Source organism: Microbacterium sp. SORGH_AS_0862 (assembly GCF_030818795.1).
In the GTDB taxonomy this organism is placed as follows: domain Bacteria; phylum Actinomycetota; class Actinomycetes; order Actinomycetales; family Microbacteriaceae; genus Microbacterium.
Genome location: NZ_JAUTAY010000001.1, coordinates 2,335,221 through 2,352,752, shown reverse-complemented (window position 1 = coordinate 2,352,752; position 17,532 = coordinate 2,335,221). Strand labels below are relative to the sequence as shown.

Sequence of the window (17,532 nt, the reverse complement as noted above, 5' to 3'; positions counted from 1 at the left end):
CTCAGGCTCCTTCCACGGCGACCGCGGCACGACGCACGCGCGCGGTGCGTTTTGCGACGAGGCGCGATGCCGAACGCAGCTTGGGGTTGGCGAGCTCGTCCACGCCGAAGTTGATGAGGGCGGCTGCCGTGCCGACCAGCGCGATGCACAGCCCCGGCGGCACGAGCCACCACCAGAGTCCTCGGAGCACGGCGCTCTGCTGCTGGGCGGCCTGGATCATGGTCCCCCAGCTGACCGCGGAGGAGTCGGACACTCCCAGGAAGGCGAGGCCGGCCTCGGCCATGACTCCGCCGATGAGTCCGCCGAGGAACATCGACGCGATCCAGCCGTACAGGTGCGGAAGCACCTCGGTGAAGATGAGGCGGGTGTGGGATTCCCCCATCATCCGCATCGCCTGGACGAAGTCGCGGCTGCTCACGCTCATGGCCTGTGCGCGCAGCGTCCTCGCACCGCCCGCCCAGCCGAAGACGCCGATGATGACGGCGATCATCACGAGACCGGTGCCCTGCAGATAGCCCGCCACCACGAAGATCAGCGGGAGCACGGGCATCACGAGGAAGAGGTTGGTGACGAAGTTGAGGGCCTGGCCGGTGACGCCGCGGAAGTAGCCGGAGGGCACGCCCACGAGGATGGCGAGCAGGGTGCCGATCGCTGCGGAGAGGAAGCCGACGAACATGGAGCCGCGCGCTCCCTCGACGACCTGCGCCAACACGTCCTGGCCGAACTGCGTCGTGCCCAGCAGATGCTGCGGGCTCGGCGGCTGCGAGATCGCCGAGATGTCGTTCGCACGCGCATCCAGCCCGAAGACGTCCAGGAGCAGCTGCCCGAACAACGCCAACAGGACGAAGAAGCCCAGCACGACGACCCCGAAGGTCACCTTGCCGTTCGCGAAGAGGCGGTACTTCACGTCACTTCTCCTCTCGCACGCGCGGGTCGAGCCACGCGTAGACGGAGTCCGCGATGAGATTCGCCAGCAGGACCGTGAGGGTCACGAGGAGGAAGACGCCCTGCATCACGGGATAGTCGCGCTTCTGCAGCGCGGAGAAGAGCAGGTAGCCGATGCCGGGGTAGCTGAACACGATCTCGGTGAGCAGCGCCCCGCCGACCACACCGCCCAGCGCCATCGCGAAGCCGGTGAACTGGGGCAGCATGGCGTTGCGGGCCGCGTAGCGCCAGCGCACGCGGGACGACGACAGGCCCTTCGCCTGCGCGAGGAGGACATAGTCCTCGCCGACAGTGGTGACCGTCATGTTGCGCATGCCCAGCATCCAGCCGCCGAAGGCGGAGAACACGATCGTCGCCGCGGGCAGCGCGCCGTACTGCAGCGCGCTCACGATGAAGGGCAGGTTGAATCCGACCGGAAGGTTCGGATCGTAGCCGCCCGCGAGGGGGAACCAACCGAGGATGAACCCGAAGTACCAGACCGCGAGCAGGGCGATCCAGAAGTACGGCACCGACGACAAGAAGGTGGTGAGCGGCGTGACGATCGAATCGAACCGCGACCCCGCCCGCCATCCAGCCGCGACGCCGAGGGCCGTGCCCAGCAGGAACGCGGCGATCGTCGTCGTTCCCACCAGCAGCAGGGTCCACGGCAACCCCGTGGCCACGAGATCCGCCACCGGAACGGGGAAGTTGACGATCGAGACGCCGAGGTCGAATCGCGACAGCTGCACGAGGTATGCCCCGTACTGCTCGAAGAGGTTCTCCTGCGGGTTGCCGAACAGCCCCTGGATCGATTGCAGCGTGGCCGGCGGCAGGGCCTGCCCGCTCACACGCTCCAGCTGATCGATGATCGCCGCCGACGGATCGCCGGGCATGAGTCGGGGGATGACGAAGTTGAGGGTGATCGCCGCCCACGCCGCGGCGAGGTAGAACCCGAACCGGCGCAGCAGGAAGATGCCGCGGCCGCGTCGCGGCCTTCTCTTGGCCGTCACCTGCGCCACGCTGACCGTGGCAGAGGTGACGGCCCCTGGTGCCAGGCTCATGATGCGGGCGTGAGGGACAGGAGGGTGCGGATGGTGTCGGGCCCGAGGCTCGGGAAGGGAACCGCGTCGAAGTCCTCCGGCGTCGGCCAGCCCTTCCAGTGGGAGGCGTTGACGTCGACGAACCAGTACGAGTTGTACAGCGGCGAGAACGGCACCTCGTCGACGACGATGCGCTGCATCTGCATCCCGAGGTCCTTCATCGTCGCCTCGTCGGCGGCCCGCGTCATCTCGGCGAGCACCTGGTCGGTCTCGGCATCGTTCCAGCGCCCGATGTTGGTCGCCGCGGCCGTACCCAGCGGCTCGGCGTAGCGGCTGTCGAGGAAGCTGTAGACCCCGTACACGCCCGCTCCACCTGTCGTCGCGATCGTCAGATCGAAGTCACCGGTCTTCTGCTGGTCGTAGAGGGTCGCGCCCGGTGCGCCCGCGGGCGTGACGGTGACTCCGAGGACCTTCTTCCAGCTGTTGATCATGATGTCGGCGTAGGCGTTCCACCCGAAGTCCTGATTGAACGAGAGCCGAGGAGTGAACGTCTTGCCGTCCTTGACCAGCGCGCCGTCGACCACCTCGTACCCGCTGGCGGCGAGAGCCTCGACAGCCGCGGACGCGTCGACCTCCTGCACCATCCCCTGATACTCGGGAGCGATCCAGTCGGAGTAGATCTGGTCGACGAGACCGGTGGGACCGGCTTCGGTCCCCGGACGGTTCAGGGTGGCCGTGATGTCCGATCGCGGAATCGACATCGCAAAGGCGCGTCGCACATTGACGTCGTCGAACGGCGCCTGAGCGGTGTTGTACATCATGGAGTAGGCGCCGCCGGTCGCGTACAGCTGGTAGAGGTTGGTCTCCGGGCTCTGAGCGACGAACTCCTCCTCCGCGTTCGGCCATCCGACCGGCGCCCAATCGACGTCACCGCGCAGGAGCTGCGCCTTCACGGTCTCGCCGCTGGTCGCGAGGATCTTCATGTACGCCATGGGAAGCTTCCCGCCCCAGTAGTCGTCGCGCGCCTTGAGCGTGACCTGCTGGGGCGCGAAGGCATCGAGGGTGAACGGGCCCGTGCCCACGGGGTCGGGGTTGGTCCAGGTGGTCAGATCCTGGTCCTTCCAGATGTGTTCGGGCACCATCGGAAGCGAGCTCGAGGCGAACTGGTTCAGCGCCGCGAACGACGGCTCGTCGAAGGAGACCTGCACGGTGTCGTCGTCGACCTTCTCGACCCCTGCGTAGGTGACACCGGCGAGGTTGAGCTCGGGCCGCTCGAGCGGAAGGGAGAGCGAGTAGGCCACGTCGTCCGCCGTGAGCGCCTCGCCGTCGGAGAAGGTGACGTCGTCGCGGATGTCGATCGTGAGTCTGGTGCCGGACTCGTCGAAGTCGAGGGAGTCGGCCAACCAGGGCTCGACCACCGCGCCATTGGCGTAGTCGATGCGCGCGAGCGGCTCGTAGATGAGCTCTGCATTCGGCGCCTTCTCGGTCGCGGGACCGAGGACGTTGTAGTTGCGGACGTAGGTGGTGCCGCCGTCCGACTTGCCGAAGATGATGGTGTCGGCTCTGGTTCCGCCCGCGGAGGTCGTGCCGGCCGTGCAGCCGGCGACGGCGACGAGGGCGGATGCCGCGAGTGCGGCGGCGAGGACTCGTCTGGTGGTGCGCATTCCTGTCTCCTTCGACTGGATGTTCGGGGTGTCCGCGGCGTGGAGCCGCGGTGCTCAGATGCGGGGAGCACGCTGTTGTGCTCCGGGGGCCACCTCGTGTTCATTCGTATGAGCAATCCATCCGAGCGAGGGAAGTGGATGCTTCTACGTATGAGCACGAGGTTATGAAGAAGCCCGGGCGAAGTCAAGAGCCGCCCGGGCTTCGGTGGGTCACTGGTTGCGGAAGGCGTCGTCGAAGGATGCGGTGGGGGTGGGCCAGAGCAGGCTCCGGACGAAGTCGACGGCCTCGGCGGCTCCGTGGAGGCGGTCCATGCCCGCGTCTTCCCATTCGATCGAGATCGGGCCGGTGTAGCCGATGGCCTCCAGGGCGCGGAAGGAGTCCTCCCAGGGCACGTCGCCATGACCGGTGGACACGAAGTCCCACCCCCGACGCGGGTCTCCCCACGGCAGGTGCGAACCCAACACCCCTGCCCGCCCGTTACGGGGCCGCATCCGGGTGTCCTTGCAGTCCACGTGATAGATCCGGTCCTGGAAGTCCCAGATGAAGCCGACCGGGTCGATGTTCTGCCACATCATGTGCGACGGATCCCAGTTGAACCCGAACGCGTCACGGTGATCGATGGCCTCCAACGCCCGCACCGAACTCCAGTAGTCGTACGCGATCTCCCCCGGATGCACCTCGTGCGCGAACCGCACCCCCTCCGAGTCGAACACGTCCAGGATCGGATTCCACCGCGCCGCGAAATCCTCGAACCCCGCCTCGATCACGGATGCGGGAACCGGCGGGAACATCGCCACATACGGCCAGATCGACGACCCGGTGAATCCCACCACCGTGTCCACACCGAGCTTGCGCGCCACCCGCGCCGCCCGCGTCATGTCCTCCGCCGCCCGCCGACGCACCCCCTCCGCATCCCCATCCCCCCACACGTACTCGCGCACGATCGCCTCATGCCGGAAATCGATCGGCGCATCACACACCGCCTGACCCGCCAGATGATTCGAGATCGCGAACACCCGCAACCCGTACCGGTCGAGGACCTCCCGCCGCGACGCGACATACGCATCATCCTCATCCGCACGACGCAGATCCAGATGATCCCCCGACGCCGCGATCTCCAACCCGTCATACCCCCACGACGCCGCAAGACGAGCCACCTCATCGAACGACAGATCCGCCCACTGACCCGTGAACAACGTGACAGGATGCGTGCTGGTCATATCGACTCCTTCACTGCGGCGGAAGATTCCGGTGATGCGGGAACGGGGGCCACATCGACCCAGCGGCGCTCGCGTGCGGATGTGAGGACGGCGGCGGTGATCTCGGCGGCGCGCAGGCCGTCCGCGAACGTGGGCAGTCCGTCGGGCGATGCTCCATCGAGCACCGCGTATGCGTCCGCGACGAAGCCGTTGAACGCATCCTGGTAGCCCATCGGATGGCCCGCCGGGACGAGGGAGAGACCACGGTCGCCGATCGCGCCCGGATCGCGCAGGACGAGCTGCGACCCCTCACGGGAGCCGATCCACAGCTCCTCGGAACGCTCCTGAGCGAACCGTAGGCTCCGCGCTGAGCCGTGGAGCTCGAGCACCAGCCCGTTCTTGCGGCCGGGAGCCAGCTGGCTGACCAGCAGGGTCCCCAGCGCACCGCCTTCGAGCTCCACCACGACGGCGGCGATGTCCTCGTTCTCGACGACGGAGCCCGCGCGGGTGTCGAACACCGTCGAGGTGCGCGCGGACAGCGCCACGATCCGGCGTCCCGTGACGAACTCGAGGAGATCGCACAGGTGGGAGCCGATGTCGGCGAACGCCCGGGAAGCGCCGCCGAGGCTCGCATCCGCGCGCCAGTCGGTGTCGCCCGACTCCAAGAGCCAGTCCTGCAAGTACGCCCCGTCGATCGTGAGGATGCGGCCGACAGCGCCCGTGGCGACGAGTTCGCGGGCCTGACGCACCACCGGGTGATATCGGTACACGAACGGCACGGCCCCCGCGACGCCGGCCTCGGCCGCCGCGGCGACGACTGCCCGCGCGTCCTCGACGGACGTCGCCAGGGGCTTCTCGCAGACGACCTGCTTGCCCGCGGCGAGGGCGGCCAGCGTCTGTTCGGCGTGGTCGCGGTTCGGCGTACACACGTGGACGACGTCGATGTCGTGAGCCGTGACCAGCTCGGCGGCGTGCGCGGCGGGGCGCCCGATCCCGAGCCGGTCCGCGGCCTGAGCCGCCCGTTCGGGTGAGGAGCTGGCGAGCGCGACCAGGCGAGCACCCGCGGCACGGGCGGCGCGGGAGTGGACGGCCGCCATGAAGCCGCCGCCGAGGAATCCGGCCCGCACCGGTGACAGCCGGGTCACAGCGTCACCTGCCGCGGGTCGCGGTCAGCCGGCACGAGCGGCAACGGCTCCACGGAGCTGTCGACCACGACGGGGACGCCGGCGTTGATGGACTCGTCAATCGCCACGAGGGTGTCCAGCACGTGATAGCCCAGCCGACCCGTGGCGATGTGCGCGGTATCGGCACGGATCGCCCGCGCCATGTCCAGGACACCGAGGCCGCGGCCCGCCTCGATGCCGACGGGTTCCACGACCTCCCAGCTCGGCTCGGCGCCGCCGAGGGCACGCCCCACCCGCACCTCGCCCCCGAATGTGTTCGGATCCGGCACGACGAGCGCGCCCTCTGTCCCGTTGATCTCGATGACTCCGCTGCGGGCGAGGACGGCGTCGAAGCTGAAGACGCTGTCGGCCGCGGCGCCGCCCTCGAAGCGGGTCAGCGCCTGCACATGCGTCGGGACCTCGACCGGGAAAGCGGTACCCGCGCGATCGCCGACCCGGATCTCCCGCGTGGCGCGTGACTGGGAGCCCAGCGCCACCACCTGATCGATCGGACCGAGGATGCTCACGAGCGCCGACACGTAGTACGGGCCCATGTCGAAGAGCGGCCCCGCGCCTCGGGCGAAGAGGAACTCGGGGTTGGGGTGGAAGGTGTCGGGACCGATGTACTGCATCGTCGTATGAGCCGACAGCGGGACCCCGATGTCGCCGCGCAGGACGGCGCGTCGCGCCGTCTGCAGACCCGGGCCCAGGATCGTGTCCGGCGCGACGCCGATGCGCAGGTCCGCCGCATCCGCGGCGGCGAGCAGGTCGCGGGCGCTCTCCCGGTCGATACCGATGGGCTTCTCCGACCAGACGTGCTTGCCTGCGGCGATCGCGGCCGCGCTGACCGCGGCGTGCGCGGCGGGGATCGTGAGGTTGACGACGATCTCCACGTCGGGGTGCGCGAGCACGTCCTCCGGCGCGCCGGAGTGCGGGACGCCGTGCCGGGCCGCCTGCGCGGCCGCGCGCGCCGCGTCGAGGTCGCCGATCGCGACGACGCGGACGTCGGGGAACGAGCCCAGGTTCTCGAGGTAGGTGTCGCTGATCATCCCGGCGCCGATGACGCCCACGCCGACGGGCCCTGTGCCGGTCATCGGATGCCTGCCTCGGCGAGGAAGGCGATGCCTGCGGCGAGTCCTTCGAACAGATCGCCGTCGTACTCGTCGAACTCGAGCACGGCGAGTTCGAGAGAGGTGGCCGCCCGAAGCGCTGCCGTCAACGGCACCTTCCCCTGCCCCGCGGGGACCTGCCCCAGGTCACCCTGCGGCGAGTCGGGAAGGAAGGGGTCGACCCCGGTGGCGCCGTCCTTGACGTGAAGCGCGCGAAGACGCCCTCCGAGACGGGTCACGAGGGCGGGCACATCCTGCCGTCCGACGGCGGCCCAGTAGGCGTCGAGCTCCAGCACGACATCCGGCCGCAGAAGCGAGACGAAGAACTCGTAAGCGCTCCGACCGTCGATCGAGTGGTGGAACTCCTGCGAGTGATTGTGGTACCCGACCCGCAGGCCGCGGGATGCGGCCACTGCTGCCGCCTGGTTCAGCCGATCGGCCGTGCGGCGCACTCCATCCTCGTCGCGCCAGTGGTCACCCCCTACCATCGGCTCGAAGACCGTCTGCGCTCCGAGACGGGCAGCCGCGTCGAACACCTCGTCCAGCGTCGCTGCGCCGTCCTCTCCCGCACCCACGAGCGGAGCGTGAACGCTCGGGCTGCGCAGGCCGTGACGCGCGAGGGATTCCGCCAGCGACACTCCCCCGTCCACGATGCCGTAGGCCTCGACGCGCCGCACTCCGAGCCGGGCCAGGTGCGCCAACGTCTCCTCCCGATCGACGGCCAGCGCCTCGCGCAGCGAGTACAGCTGAACGGAAAGCTCGGCTTCGGTCATGGGGATCCTCGATTCTCTGACGCGACGGTGCGCAGGCGGGCGGGCGGCGATGCCCCGCGATGGAGTTGACGAAAACCGACAGTAGTGCCGGTTTTTGGTTTCGTCCAGTCCCGCTAGGGTCATCCCCATGCCCGAACCCTCTTCGCGCGGCTACGCCAGCGGTCGACGCCGTCGCGATCAGGTCGTGTCCGCGGCCTTCACCGCATTCGGCACCGTCGGCTACCGGCAGACGAGCATGAGCCAGATCGCCGCTGATTGCGGCGTCTCCCGCGCCGGGCTCTTCCACCACTTCCCGACGAAGGAGTCGCTCCTCGAGGCCGTCCTCGACGAGCGGGATCGGCGTCACTCGCTGCGCTTCTTCGAAGGTGCGCCAGGCCCGGGCCGAGATGGACTCGACCACTTCGCCCGGCTCGTCGCGCTCACCGGCGCCAATGCCACGACCCCGGGGATCGTGAGCTTGTATGCCGTGCTCTCCGCAGAAGCCACCGACCCGGCCCACCCCGCCCACGCGTACTTCGTACGTCGGTACGAGAACTCACGGCGGCATCTCACGATGGCCTTCGAGGACCTTCGCTCCCGCGGCCTGCTCCGAGACCCTTCCGTCGACGGACTCCGCCTGGCCGAGGAGATCATCGCCATCATGGACGGCCTGCAGATCCAGTGGCTGCTCTCTCCGACGGCCGTCGACATGCCCGGCCGCCTGCGCGAGCGCCTGTCCGAGATCATCCGGGTGGACCTTCCGGATGTGCCGCCGACGCCCGCCGCGGAGGTGTGACGTTCTCCGCACGGTGACACCCGAGTAACGCCCACGAGACATAGTCGCGATTGACTGAGGGCAGTCACCGCATCGCATGGCCGATGCCTTCCGCAGCGAAAGGAGCGGCCGATGATCCCCCGACCGCTGAGACATGACACCCCCTCGCCCGCGCCGATGCGGGCCGAGGACGTCCCGACCCGGATGCGCGCCGTCGTCATCGACTCGACCGGAGCACCGGAGCTCCTCCACGAGACCCAGCTGCCGGTCCCCCAACCCGTGCTCGGCGAGCTGCTCGTGCGGGTGGTCGCCGCCGGAGTGAATCCCATCGACGCGAAGACGCGGGCAGGCCAGGGAGTGAGCGGAGCCATCGCGGCCTACCCCGCGGCGCTGGGCTTCGACTTCAGCGGCGTGGTTGTCGCGTCCCCGTTCGAAGCGCACCCGTTGCCTGCGGGCACGGAGGTCTTCGGGATGGTGCCCTTCCCTCGCACCGGGGGCACCTATGCCGAGTATGTCGTCGTGCCGTCGCAGTCCGTCGCCCGCAAACCCGCATCGCTCTCGCACGTCGAGGCCGCCGGCATCCCGCTCGCCGCCCTCACTGCCTGGGGCGTCGTCGTGGAGACCGCGCACGCCCACGAGGGCCAGCGCGTGCTGATCCACGCCGGGAGCGGCGGCGTGGGCCACTTCGCGGTGCAGCTCGCCGCGTACTTCGGCGCGCACGTGACGGTCACCTCCTCCGCCCGCAACGCCGCGTGGCTCCGTGAGCTCGGCGCATCCGTGGTCATCGACTACGCCACCACGCGGTTCGAGGACGTCGTGGCGGACATGGACGTCGTGATCGATCTCGTCGCCAACACCGAAGACGAGACCGGGACGCGCTCGCTCGGTGTCATCCGGCCCGGCGGCCTGTACATCATGGTGCCCAGCGGCGGCTGGCCGGGTTTCGCTGAGGCGGCGGCGGCGGCCGGGGTGCGCGCCACGGGCTACAAGGTCATCCCGGACGGAGATGTCCTCGCGACCCTCGCGCGACTGCTGGACACCGGATCGATCCAGGTCTACATCGACACCGTCTACGAGCTCGCAGACGCGGCCCAGGCGCACCGGTCGCTGGAGCGCGGTCGCACGCGAGGCAAGTCCGTGCTGCGCATCAGCGAGGCGTGATCCTCAACGCCCTGCTCGCCGTCTCCGCGACCGCATCCGCGACCGCATCCAGCAGCGAAGACGTCAGGTTCCACTGCTGCCAGTACAGCGGAACGTCGACGGGCGAGCCGGGGAGCAGCACGAGCGAGCCGTCGGCGAGGTCCGCCCCCGTCTGGAGGTCGGGCAGCATCCCCCATCCGAGACCGCCGCGCACCGCATCGGCGAAGGCGTGCGAGCCGGGCACGAAGCTGCGGGGCGGGGATGCGGGATCGATGCCCCGCTCCCGCAACCACCTGGTCTGCAGTTCGTCACGGCGGTCATAGTCGACGACCCGGGTGTGCTCCGCCCCCAGACGCTCGAGCTCGCGCGCGACTATCGGCGTCGCCACGGCGCGGTAGCGCATCGCCCCGAGGGGGCGCACCCGGCACCCGGCCACGGGGTCGGCCCGTGACGTCACCGCGGCGACCACGCGCCCCGACGCGAGCAGCTCGGCGGTGAAGTCCTGATCGTCCCGGTGGAGATCGAACACCACGTCGTGCAGTGCGGCCACCCGTGACAGCGCGGCGACGAACCACGTCGACAGAGAATCCGCGTTGACGGCGAGCGACAGACTGACCGCCGCCCGGCTCTCTCCCTCGCCCAGCTCTTGCAGCACATCGTGCGAGAGCAGCGCGTACTGCCGGGCGAGGCGCACGACTCGTTCGCCGTCCGCGGTCGCGCGGGCGGGCTTGGCGCGCACGAGCAGCACGCGGCCCAGCCGTTCCTCGAGCGCACGGATGCGCTGGCTGACCGCCGAGGGTGTGATGTGCAGTCGGCGGGCCGCCGCCTCCATCGTGCCGGTGTCGACCACGGCCGCGAGTGTCGCCGCGAGGTCGGCGGGAAGATCCATCATGAGCACAGCTTATGGCGGTGAAGGAATCCGAACTGGTGCTCATGCTCTACCGACCATAGCGTCGGAGCGTGTTCTCCTCGCTCGCCGCGGGCCTCGACCTCGGGCTTTCGCTCATCGTCGCCATCGGCGCGCAGAACCTGTTCGTGCTGCGCCAGGGCATCCGGCGGGAGCATGTGCTCGCCGTCGCGCTCGTCTGCGCCGCCTCGGATGCGGCGCTGATCGCGGTCGGAGTGTCGGGCCTCGGGCTCGTCGTCGATGCCGTCCCCTGGGCGATCGGCGTCGCGCGATGGGCGGGTGCCGCGTTCCTCCTCGGCTACGCGCTGCTCGCGGCACACCGGGCCTGGCGTCCCGCGACCGCACCATCCGTCGGTGCGACGCCCTCTCCCCCGGTCACGCGCACCTCGCTCACCGCGGCTCTGCTCACGTGCCTCGCGCTGACCTGGCTCAATCCGCACGTGTACCTCGACACGCTGTTCCTGCTCGGGTCCGTCGCGAGCACGCACGGCGACACGCGGTGGTGGTTCGCGGCCGGCGCAATGGCGGCGAGCCTGACATGGTTCTTCTCGCTCGCGTACGGGGCACGGTTCCTCGGGCGATTGTTCGGCTCCCCGGCGGCCTGGCGCATCCTCGACGCGATCATCGCCGTCGTCATGGCCCTGATCGCGATCAGCCTCATCCTCGGAGGCTGATCCGGCGCACGCCCGACGCATCCTGCCACCCGCTCGTCGTTCGCGACAGCCCGCGGCACCGCCGGGCCATCCGCGACACAATGTGCACATGCGTCATGTCCGAGTGATCGTCAGCGGCGCCGTGCAGGGCGTCGGCTTCCGTTATGCCGCCCACGACGCCGCCGCTCGCCTCGGCGTCGCGGGCTGGGTGCGAAACCGTCGGGACGGCACGGTCGAGGCCGAGCTCCACGGCGAAGAAGGACGGGTGGATCGGATGATCGACTGGCTTCGCAAAGGGCCGGCCGCAGCGCATGTCGAGCGTGTGGAGGTCTCGGAGACCACGCCCACAGGACCGCTCAGCTTCGACATCCGCGAAGACGTCTGAGCATGCAGGAAGGGCCCCGTCCGAAGACGGGGCCCTTCCTGTGAGATGTGTCTCAGACCAGCGCGTTGACGTCCAGCGGGATGCCGGGGCCGAACGTGGTCGACACCGCACCCTTCTGGATGTAACGGCCCTTGGAGCTGGACGGCTTCAGGCGGACGATCTCCTCGAGAGCGGCCTTCAGGTTCTCGTCGAGCTGGTCGGCCGAGAACGACGCCTTGCCCACGACGAAGTGCACGTTGGCGTGCTTGTCGACGCGGAACTCGATCTTGCCGCCCTTGATCTCCTCGACGGCCTTGGCCGGGTTCGGGGTGACCGTACCGGTCTTCGGGTTCGGCATGAGGCCGCGGGGACCCAGGACCTTGCCGAGGCGACCGACCTGGCCCATCAGCTCGGGCGTCGAGACGGCGGCGTCGAACGACGTGTAGCCGCCCGCGACCTTCTCGATCAGCTCGGCGCCGCCGACCTCGTCCGCGCCCGCAGCGAGAGCGGCCTCGGCGGCCGGGCCCGTCGCGAAGACGATGACGCGGGCGGTCTTGCCCGTGCCGTGCGGGAGGATGACGGTGCCGCGCACCATCTGGTCCGCCTTGCGGGGGTCGACCGACAGCTTGAGGGCGACCTCGACGGTGGAGTCGAACTTCTTCGACCCGGTCTCCTTCGCGAGGGTCACAGCCTCGGTCGGGGTGTAGAACTTGTCGGCCTCGATCTTCTCGGCGGCCGCGCGGAATGCCTTGGACTTGGTAGCCATGTTCGTTATCTCCCTCAGTCCTCGACCGTGATGCCCATGGAGCGGGCGGTGCCGGCGATGATCAGCGAGGCAGCCTCGATGTCGTTCGCGTTCAGGTCGGGCAGCTTCGTCTCGGCGATCTGGCGCACCTGGTCCTTGGTGAGCTTCGCGACCTTGACGGTGTGGGGGGTCTTCGAACCCTTGGCGACGCCTGCGGCCTTCTTGATGAGCTCCGCGGCGGGCGGGGTCTTCAGGATGAAGGTGAAGCTGCGGTCCTCGTAGACGGTGATCTCCACGGGGATGACGTTGCCGCGCTGCGACTCGGTCGCGGCGTTGTACGCCTTGCAGAACTCCATGATGTTGACGCCATGCTGACCGAGCGCGGGGCCGATCGGCGGCGCCGGGTTGGCTGCACCGGCGTTGATCTGAAGCTTGATCAGGCCGGTCACCTTCTTCTTCGGTGCCATTCTTCTTTCCTTTCATCGAGCGGATGCCGGATGCATCGGCTCTCCCGCATCCCGTCGACGGAAGCGGTTGTCGCAGCGCGCCGGAGCGGCACGCAAACCACAACACTCTACCGCATCACCGGGCGTGTCGCACGACGCTCGGGAGCCGCACGACCACCGCCCCACCGGAGGGGCCCGGCGGGGCGGTGGTCGCGAGTCCCGTCTACTGCAGCGCGCCGAAGATGCGCGGCGACGTGCGAGCGTGCGTGACCTGCTCGTAGCTGTACGCCAGACCGATCAGCGTGCCCTCGGAGAAGTCCCGTCCGAGGAACTCGATGTTCGTCCCGACCGTCTGCCCGCCTTCAGCCGTGCCCGCTGCGCTCATCGGCACGGTCACCGCGGGGAGCCCGGTGTTGGGGCTCAGCCGCATGTAGCTGCTGCTGAACGTGCCGTAGGCGCTCGTGCTCGGGTAGATGATCGCGTCGAGGTCGGCATCGTCCATCATCTGCGTGACGAGTGCCTTGCCCGCGGCGATCTGACGCGTGTGCGATCCCTCGGCGCCGGCCCATGCCTCGTACGTCTGGGGGGTGACGGCGTTGCGGGTCACGTAGGTGCTGCGGTAGCCGGGCACGAAGTTCCCGCTGTCGATGATCGCCTGCAGGCTGCGGGCGGTGACGTTCGGGTTCAGGTACGACGCGATGTACTCGTCGAGGTCGTGCTTGAACTCGTTGGTCGAGCCCGAGTTCTCGCCCGTGACGGCGCTGAACTCGGCGGGCGGGGTGATCGTGACGACGGTAGCCCCCTGCGCGGTGAGCAGGTCACGGGCCGCCGCGAAGCGCGTCGCGGTCTCTCCCGTGCCACTGAGCGAGCCGATCACACCGATCCGCGCGCCCTGCAGAGCGCCCGAGTCGAGGAAGGACGCGTACGACTCCGGCACCTTGCCGACCTGGCGCTGGGTGATGGCGTCGTTCTCATCCACGCCGACGACGGCGTCGAGGGCCAGTGCCGCATCCGTCACGCTGCGCGCGATCGGGCCGCCGGTGTCCTGCGAGAGGGCGAGCGGGATGATGCCGTCGCGGCTCGCGAGACCCACCGTCGGCCGGATGCCGACGAGCTGGTTGTACGAGGAGGGCACACGGATGGAGCCACCCGTGTCGGTCCCGAAGCCGATCCCGGCGAGGTTGGCGGCGATGGCGGCTCCTGTCCCACCCGACGAGCCGCCCGCCGTCTTGGTCGTGTCGTAGGGGCTCGCCACGTAGAGCGAGGTACCGGCCGGCTGGAAGGCGGAGTACTGCGAGCTGAAGCCGTAGGCGAACTCGTCGAGGCTCGCCTTGGCGATGATGATCGCCCCGTCGGCGCGGAGCCCTTCGACCATGTGGGCGTCGCCGGCGGTCTGGTTCTCGTTCCAGCAGCCGCAACCGCCGGTGGTGACCATGTCCTTCGTGTTGTAGTTGTCCTTCACCGCGACCGGCACGCCCAGCAGCATGCTGGTCACCCCGTGCGCGGCGCGCTCGGCATCGGCAGCGGCGGCCGCGGCGAGGGCGGTGCTGCTCGTGGTGATGATCGCGTTCAGGGGACGGGCGGTCTGAGTCGTGACGGCGGGAGCGGCGGGATCCACCGGATAGGTGATGGTCGCGTCGTCGAGCTTCGCGATGCGGTCGAGGTAGGCCTGGGTGAGCTCGACCGACGTGATCACGCCGGCGTTCATCGCCGCCTGCATGTCGACCGTGGAGGCCTCGATCAGCTCGAACGGTCCGTCGTCGTAGATCATGCGCTGCGACAGGGCGGCGAGGTCCGCGATCGTGATCTCACCGTCGGCGTCGGTGTCGATCACGGCGATCTCCGACCATGCCGCGTCGGCTGCCGTCGTGCCGAGGTGGCGCGCAGCGACGGCGAGGTCGTCGGCGTCGACCTGACGGTCACCGGTGAGGTCGAGCTCGGTGTAGTACGGAGCGAGCATCGCGGCGGATGCGGTGGGCTCCGGTTCGGCGAACGCGGGCGCCACGGCCATGACGGCGGTGACGGTACCCAGTACCGCCGCGGCGGCGATCGTGCGGGTGGTGCGGGTGGACATGGACGCTCTCCTGGAGGACGCGAAGGTTGCGGGAACGACGGCGGCGCGAGGGCTCATCGGGTGACCGCCCGGCGGCGGAGGAGCAGCACGACGCCGAGGGCGACGGCGGCGAGAGCGACCACACCGACGACGAGCCACGGTGCGGCGTCGACGCCGGTGGTGGCGAGCGGACCGCTCGAGGCGTCCGCCGGCACAGCCGCAGGCGTCGACGTGCTCGGCGACGGCGTCGTCGACGGCTGGACCACGACGGCGGTGATGACGGTGGTGGCGGGATCGATCGCCGTCACATCGAGCGAGGCGGTGTCGCGCGCCGCGCCGACGAGGTCGGCCGAGACGAGCTCGATCACCGCGTCGCCTGCGGCGAGAGCCGTGAAGGTGAAGGCGACGAGGGGCTGCGCCCCGACGAGCCCGGGCGAGGTGCCGAGTCGGGTGTGCGTCAGGAAGGCGAGACCGCGGTCGGCATCCGCCGTCGCATCGCCGAACCCGCCGCTCGGGAAGGTGGCGCTGCCCTCATCGAAGGCGAGCAGCTCGGCGTCGTAGCCGAGCGCGAGGTCGTAGGCGTAGAGGTCCTCGACGTTCGATGCGGCGATCGTGACGGTGACCGTGTCGCCGACCTCTGCAGCACTGGTGGCGGTGATCGTCACGCCGATCACGGCGGGAGCGGCATGGGCGGCGGGCGCGACGACCAGCGTCGCACCGAGCAGCGCCGCCGCGGCGGCCGTGGCCGCCGCAAGGCGGCGCGGGATGAATCTGGGCATGCGGGAGCGGATCCTTCCTGAGGGCCCGCGACGCGCTCGGGTGCGCTGACGCGGAGGATGTCTGGTGCCCCTGCAGCGTCACAGGCCCGGATTTCCCGCTCGGGCTCGGAGGTGTTTCCACCAGGTAAAAGATGTACCGATCGGTTCACAGCCCCGGATGCTGCGCGCACATGCCCGCCGCCGAACGACGAACGCCCCGCCGGCTGAGCCGGACGGGGCGTTCGAAGAGACCTGTGTGTCAGACCATCTTGGAGACCTGGTCGAACGACAGCTCGACCGGCGTCTCGCGCTCGAAGAGCGAGACGAGGACCGTGAGCTTGCCGCTCTCGGGCTTGATCTCGCTGATCGATCCCGGAAGACCCGCGAACGAGCCCTCCTTGATGGTGATCGTCTCGCCGATCTCGTAGTCGACCTCCGCCGCGATGACACGGGCAGCCGCCGGAGCGGAGCTGCCGCCACCGGACTTCGCCGGAGCGACGTCCTTGATCTCGACGAGGCTCTTGAGCATGTTGAACGCCTCTTCGAAGCGCAGCGGCGTCGGGTTGTGGGCGTTGCCGACGAAGCCCGTGACGCCGGGAGTGTGGCGGACGACCGACCAGGTGTCTTCATTGAGTTCCATGCGCACGAGAACGTAGCCCGGGATGCGCACGCGGGTGACCATCTTGCGCTGGCCGTTCTTGATCTCGACGACGTCCTCCATCGGGACCTCGACCTGGTAGATGTCGTCCTCGACCTCGAGCGTCGACTTGCGCTGCTCGATGTTGGCCTTCACCTTGCGCTCGAAGCCGGCATACGAGTGGATGACGTACCACTTGCCCTCGAGCGAGCGCAGCTCCTGACGGAACGCCTCGTAGGGGTCGGCGTCCGCATCGACCTCTTCCTCGACCTCGTCGACGGCGGCGGCCGCGTCATCGATCTCGGCCACGAACTCGGGGTCGAGAACAGGAGCGTCCGGCTCGCCGTTGATGTCGGGTCCGTCGTAGGGCGTCACTTCGTCGGCCTCCTCGGCTGCGCGCTCTGCTTCTTCTTCGGCGAGCGATTCGGTCAGCACCTCGGCTGCCGCTTCGGCTTCGGCGGCTTCGTCGATCTCCAGAGCGTCGTTCACGATCGCGTCGGCCTCGGGGTCTTCGACATCGGCATCCGCGTCGTAGCCGGTGTCGGAGTCCTCGTCCTCGTCGTCGCCCTCGATGTGCAGCGCGACGTGTTCGGCGGCCTCGACGGAGCGCTCCTCGGCGGCGAGCGTGTTGCCCTCCTGCGCCTCGTCGTCCTCACTGGACTGCTCGGCGGCGGTCGCCCAATCGGCGTCGTCGGTGTATTTCTCAGACACTTACGTACTCTCTCGTTCTGGTCTGCGGGTGGCGACACCCGCGCCTCGCGATGTCAGGCTCCGGGGATTCCGAAGACGACGGTCGTCAGCCAGACGAACACGACATCGAGTCCGTAGACGACCGCCATCATCACGATGACGAAGCCCAGGACGACGCCGGTGAACTTCACCAGCTCCTTGCGCGTCGGGGTGACGACCTTGCGAAGCTCAGCGAAGACCTGGCGGATGAAGATGACGATGCGCAGGAAGAAGTTGGGCTTCTTCTCGCGCGCGGCACCGCCAGCGGCGACGACCTCGCCCTTCGGCTCGTCCTGGACCATGCACCCACCTGAATCGCTTACGTCGTGCCAGCATGCGCTGGCGCGCAGGGCGGACAGGAATCGAACCTGCAACCTGCGGTTTTGGAGACCGCTGCTCTGCCAATTGAGCTACCGCCCTAGAGACCCGGAGGTCTCACGCCCGCACTCCTGCCGTGACCTGATCCGAAGGGA

At 69.1% G+C, this 17,532-nt stretch carries 18 protein-coding genes and 1 tRNA gene; 4 read left to right on the top strand and 15 right to left on the bottom strand.

The window, feature by feature from the left end; genetic code table 11:
• Window position 1: 1 nt before the first annotated feature.
• The 7 genes from QE377_RS11480 to QE377_RS11450 form a co-directional block, all read right to left on the bottom strand.
• Window positions 2-907, bottom strand: coding sequence for an ABC transporter permease (locus QE377_RS11480; protein ID WP_307323181.1), 906 nt, complete (start codon window positions 905-907; stop codon window positions 2-4).
• A gap of 1 nt (window position 908) precedes the next feature.
• Entirely contained in the window at window positions 909-1,985 is a 1,077-nt protein-coding gene (locus tag QE377_RS11475; protein WP_137417816.1) for an ABC transporter permease, read from the bottom strand.
• Window positions 1,982-3,628: an ABC transporter substrate-binding protein gene (locus tag QE377_RS11470; RefSeq protein WP_307323178.1), complete on the bottom strand. Its 1,647-nt coding sequence runs from the start codon at window positions 3,626-3,628 to the stop codon at window positions 1,982-1,984. Before QE377_RS11470 ends, QE377_RS11475 begins: the two co-directional genes overlap by 4 nt.
• A gap of 210 nt (window positions 3,629-3,838) precedes the next feature.
• Window positions 3,839-4,849: a sugar phosphate isomerase/epimerase gene (locus tag QE377_RS11465; protein WP_307323176.1), complete on the bottom strand. Its 1,011-nt coding sequence runs from the start codon at window positions 4,847-4,849 to the stop codon at window positions 3,839-3,841.
• Window positions 4,846-5,973, bottom strand: coding sequence for a Gfo/Idh/MocA family protein (locus QE377_RS11460; protein WP_307323174.1), 1,128 nt, complete (start codon window positions 5,971-5,973; stop codon window positions 4,846-4,848). Before QE377_RS11460 ends, QE377_RS11465 begins: the two co-directional genes overlap by 4 nt.
• Window positions 5,970-7,085 (bottom strand): Gfo/Idh/MocA family protein, encoded by a 1,116-nt coding sequence (locus tag QE377_RS11455; RefSeq protein WP_307323172.1) that lies wholly within the window; start codon window positions 7,083-7,085, stop codon window positions 5,970-5,972. Before QE377_RS11455 ends, QE377_RS11460 begins: the two co-directional genes overlap by 4 nt.
• Window positions 7,082-7,873, bottom strand: a complete 792-nt coding sequence (locus tag QE377_RS11450; protein ID WP_307323170.1) for a sugar phosphate isomerase/epimerase — start codon at window positions 7,871-7,873, stop codon at window positions 7,082-7,084. Before QE377_RS11450 ends, QE377_RS11455 begins: the two co-directional genes overlap by 4 nt.
• A 127-nt stretch (window positions 7,874-8,000) precedes the next feature.
• Here QE377_RS11450 and QE377_RS11445 point away from each other — a divergent pair, with 127 nt between their 5' ends.
• Together QE377_RS11445 and QE377_RS11440 are read left to right on the top strand one after the other, a co-directional pair.
• Window positions 8,001-8,648 (top strand): TetR/AcrR family transcriptional regulator, encoded by a 648-nt coding sequence (locus tag QE377_RS11445; RefSeq protein WP_307323167.1) that lies wholly within the window; start codon window positions 8,001-8,003, stop codon window positions 8,646-8,648.
• Between the two features lie 111 nt (window positions 8,649-8,759).
• The gene (locus tag QE377_RS11440; RefSeq protein ID WP_373459530.1) at window positions 8,760-9,788 is read left to right on the top strand and encodes an NADP-dependent oxidoreductase; all 1,029 of its coding nucleotides are present in this window, start codon (window positions 8,760-8,762) and stop codon (window positions 9,786-9,788) included.
• Here QE377_RS11440 and QE377_RS11435 read toward each other — a convergent pair.
• Window positions 9,775-10,659: a LysR family transcriptional regulator ArgP gene (locus QE377_RS11435; protein WP_307323165.1), complete on the bottom strand. Its 885-nt coding sequence runs from the start codon at window positions 10,657-10,659 to the stop codon at window positions 9,775-9,777. The genes QE377_RS11440 and QE377_RS11435 overlap by 14 nt on opposite strands.
• Window positions 10,660-10,727: 68 nt before the next feature.
• Between QE377_RS11435 and QE377_RS11430 the strand changes: the two genes are divergently transcribed.
• Window positions 10,728-11,348 carry a LysE/ArgO family amino acid transporter gene (locus tag QE377_RS11430; RefSeq protein WP_307323161.1) on the top strand — a complete coding sequence of 207 codons (621 nt, stop codon included), beginning with the start codon at window positions 10,728-10,730 and terminating at the stop codon, window positions 11,346-11,348.
• A gap of 88 nt (window positions 11,349-11,436) precedes the next feature.
• A complete protein-coding gene (locus QE377_RS11425; RefSeq protein WP_307323159.1) occupies window positions 11,437-11,712 on the top strand; it encodes an acylphosphatase in 276 nt (91 codons plus the stop codon).
• Between the two features lie 52 nt (window positions 11,713-11,764).
• Here QE377_RS11425 and rplA read toward each other — a convergent pair whose 3' ends face one another.
• The 7 genes from rplA to QE377_RS11390 all read right to left on the bottom strand — a co-directional run bounded on the left by rplA (window position 11,765) and on the right by QE377_RS11390 (window position 17,479).
• Window positions 11,765-12,457, bottom strand: coding sequence for a 50S ribosomal protein L1 (gene rplA / locus QE377_RS11420; RefSeq protein ID WP_137417827.1), 693 nt, complete (start codon window positions 12,455-12,457; stop codon window positions 11,765-11,767).
• A gap of 14 nt (window positions 12,458-12,471) precedes the next feature.
• Window positions 12,472-12,903, bottom strand: a complete 432-nt coding sequence (rplK, locus tag QE377_RS11415; RefSeq protein WP_307323155.1) for a 50S ribosomal protein L11 — start codon at window positions 12,901-12,903, stop codon at window positions 12,472-12,474.
• 202 nt (window positions 12,904-13,105) lie between these two features.
• Window positions 13,106-14,956: an amidase family protein gene (locus tag QE377_RS11410; protein WP_307323152.1), complete on the bottom strand. Its 1,851-nt coding sequence runs from the start codon at window positions 14,954-14,956 to the stop codon at window positions 13,106-13,108.
• Between the two features lie 53 nt (window positions 14,957-15,009).
• A complete protein-coding gene (locus QE377_RS11405; RefSeq protein WP_307323149.1) occupies window positions 15,010-15,714 on the bottom strand; it encodes a cohesin domain-containing protein in 705 nt (234 codons plus the stop codon).
• Window positions 15,715-15,952: 238 nt separating this feature from the next.
• The gene (gene nusG / locus QE377_RS11400) at window positions 15,953-17,041 is read right to left on the bottom strand and encodes a transcription termination/antitermination protein NusG (RefSeq protein ID WP_307323147.1); all 1,089 of its coding nucleotides are present in this window, start codon (window positions 17,039-17,041) and stop codon (window positions 15,953-15,955) included.
• Window positions 17,042-17,094: 53 nt separating this feature from the next.
• Window positions 17,095-17,361: a preprotein translocase subunit SecE gene (secE, locus tag QE377_RS11395; RefSeq protein ID WP_307323145.1), complete on the bottom strand. Its 267-nt coding sequence runs from the start codon at window positions 17,359-17,361 to the stop codon at window positions 17,095-17,097.
• A 45-nt stretch (window positions 17,362-17,406) separates the two neighbouring features.
• Window positions 17,407-17,479: transfer RNA gene (locus QE377_RS11390), tRNA-Trp, on the bottom strand.
• Between the last annotated feature and the right edge of the window lie 53 nt (window positions 17,480-17,532).

What these genes read in the sequence shown, in the direction of transcription:
- rplK (WP_307323155.1), bottom strand. Translation starts at nt 12,903, where the DNA reads ATGGCACCGAAGAAGAAGGTGACCGGCCTGATCAAGCTTCAGATCAAC.
- QE377_RS11465 (WP_307323176.1), bottom strand. Translation starts at nt 4,849, where the DNA reads ATGACCAGCACGCATCCTGTCACGTTGTTCACGGGTCAGTGGGCGGAT.
- QE377_RS11450 (WP_307323170.1), bottom strand. Translation starts at nt 7,873, where the DNA reads ATGACCGAAGCCGAGCTTTCCGTTCAGCTGTACTCGCTGCGCGAGGCG.
- secE (WP_307323145.1), bottom strand. Translation starts at nt 17,361, where the DNA reads ATGGTCCAGGACGAGCCGAAGGGCGAGGTCGTCGCCGCTGGCGGTGCC.
- QE377_RS11445 (WP_307323167.1), top strand. Translation starts at nt 8,001, where the DNA reads ATGCCCGAACCCTCTTCGCGCGGCTACGCCAGCGGTCGACGCCGTCGC.
- QE377_RS11440 (WP_373459530.1), top strand. Translation starts at nt 8,760, where the DNA reads ATGATCCCCCGACCGCTGAGACATGACACCCCCTCGCCCGCGCCGATG.
- QE377_RS11410 (WP_307323152.1), bottom strand. Translation starts at nt 14,956, where the DNA reads ATGTCCACCCGCACCACCCGCACGATCGCCGCCGCGGCGGTACTGGGT.
- QE377_RS11425 (WP_307323159.1), top strand. Translation starts at nt 11,437, where the DNA reads ATGCGTCATGTCCGAGTGATCGTCAGCGGCGCCGTGCAGGGCGTCGGC.
- QE377_RS11455 (WP_307323172.1), bottom strand. Translation starts at nt 7,085, where the DNA reads ATGACCGGCACAGGGCCCGTCGGCGTGGGCGTCATCGGCGCCGGGATG.
- rplA (WP_137417827.1), bottom strand. Translation starts at nt 12,457, where the DNA reads ATGGCTACCAAGTCCAAGGCATTCCGCGCGGCCGCCGAGAAGATCGAG.
- QE377_RS11475 (WP_137417816.1), bottom strand. Translation starts at nt 1,985, where the DNA reads ATGAGCCTGGCACCAGGGGCCGTCACCTCTGCCACGGTCAGCGTGGCG.
- QE377_RS11405 (WP_307323149.1), bottom strand. Translation starts at nt 15,714, where the DNA reads ATGCCCAGATTCATCCCGCGCCGCCTTGCGGCGGCCACGGCCGCCGCG.
- QE377_RS11470 (WP_307323178.1), bottom strand. Translation starts at nt 3,628, where the DNA reads ATGCGCACCACCAGACGAGTCCTCGCCGCCGCACTCGCGGCATCCGCC.
- QE377_RS11435 (WP_307323165.1), bottom strand. Translation starts at nt 10,659, where the DNA reads ATGATGGATCTTCCCGCCGACCTCGCGGCGACACTCGCGGCCGTGGTC.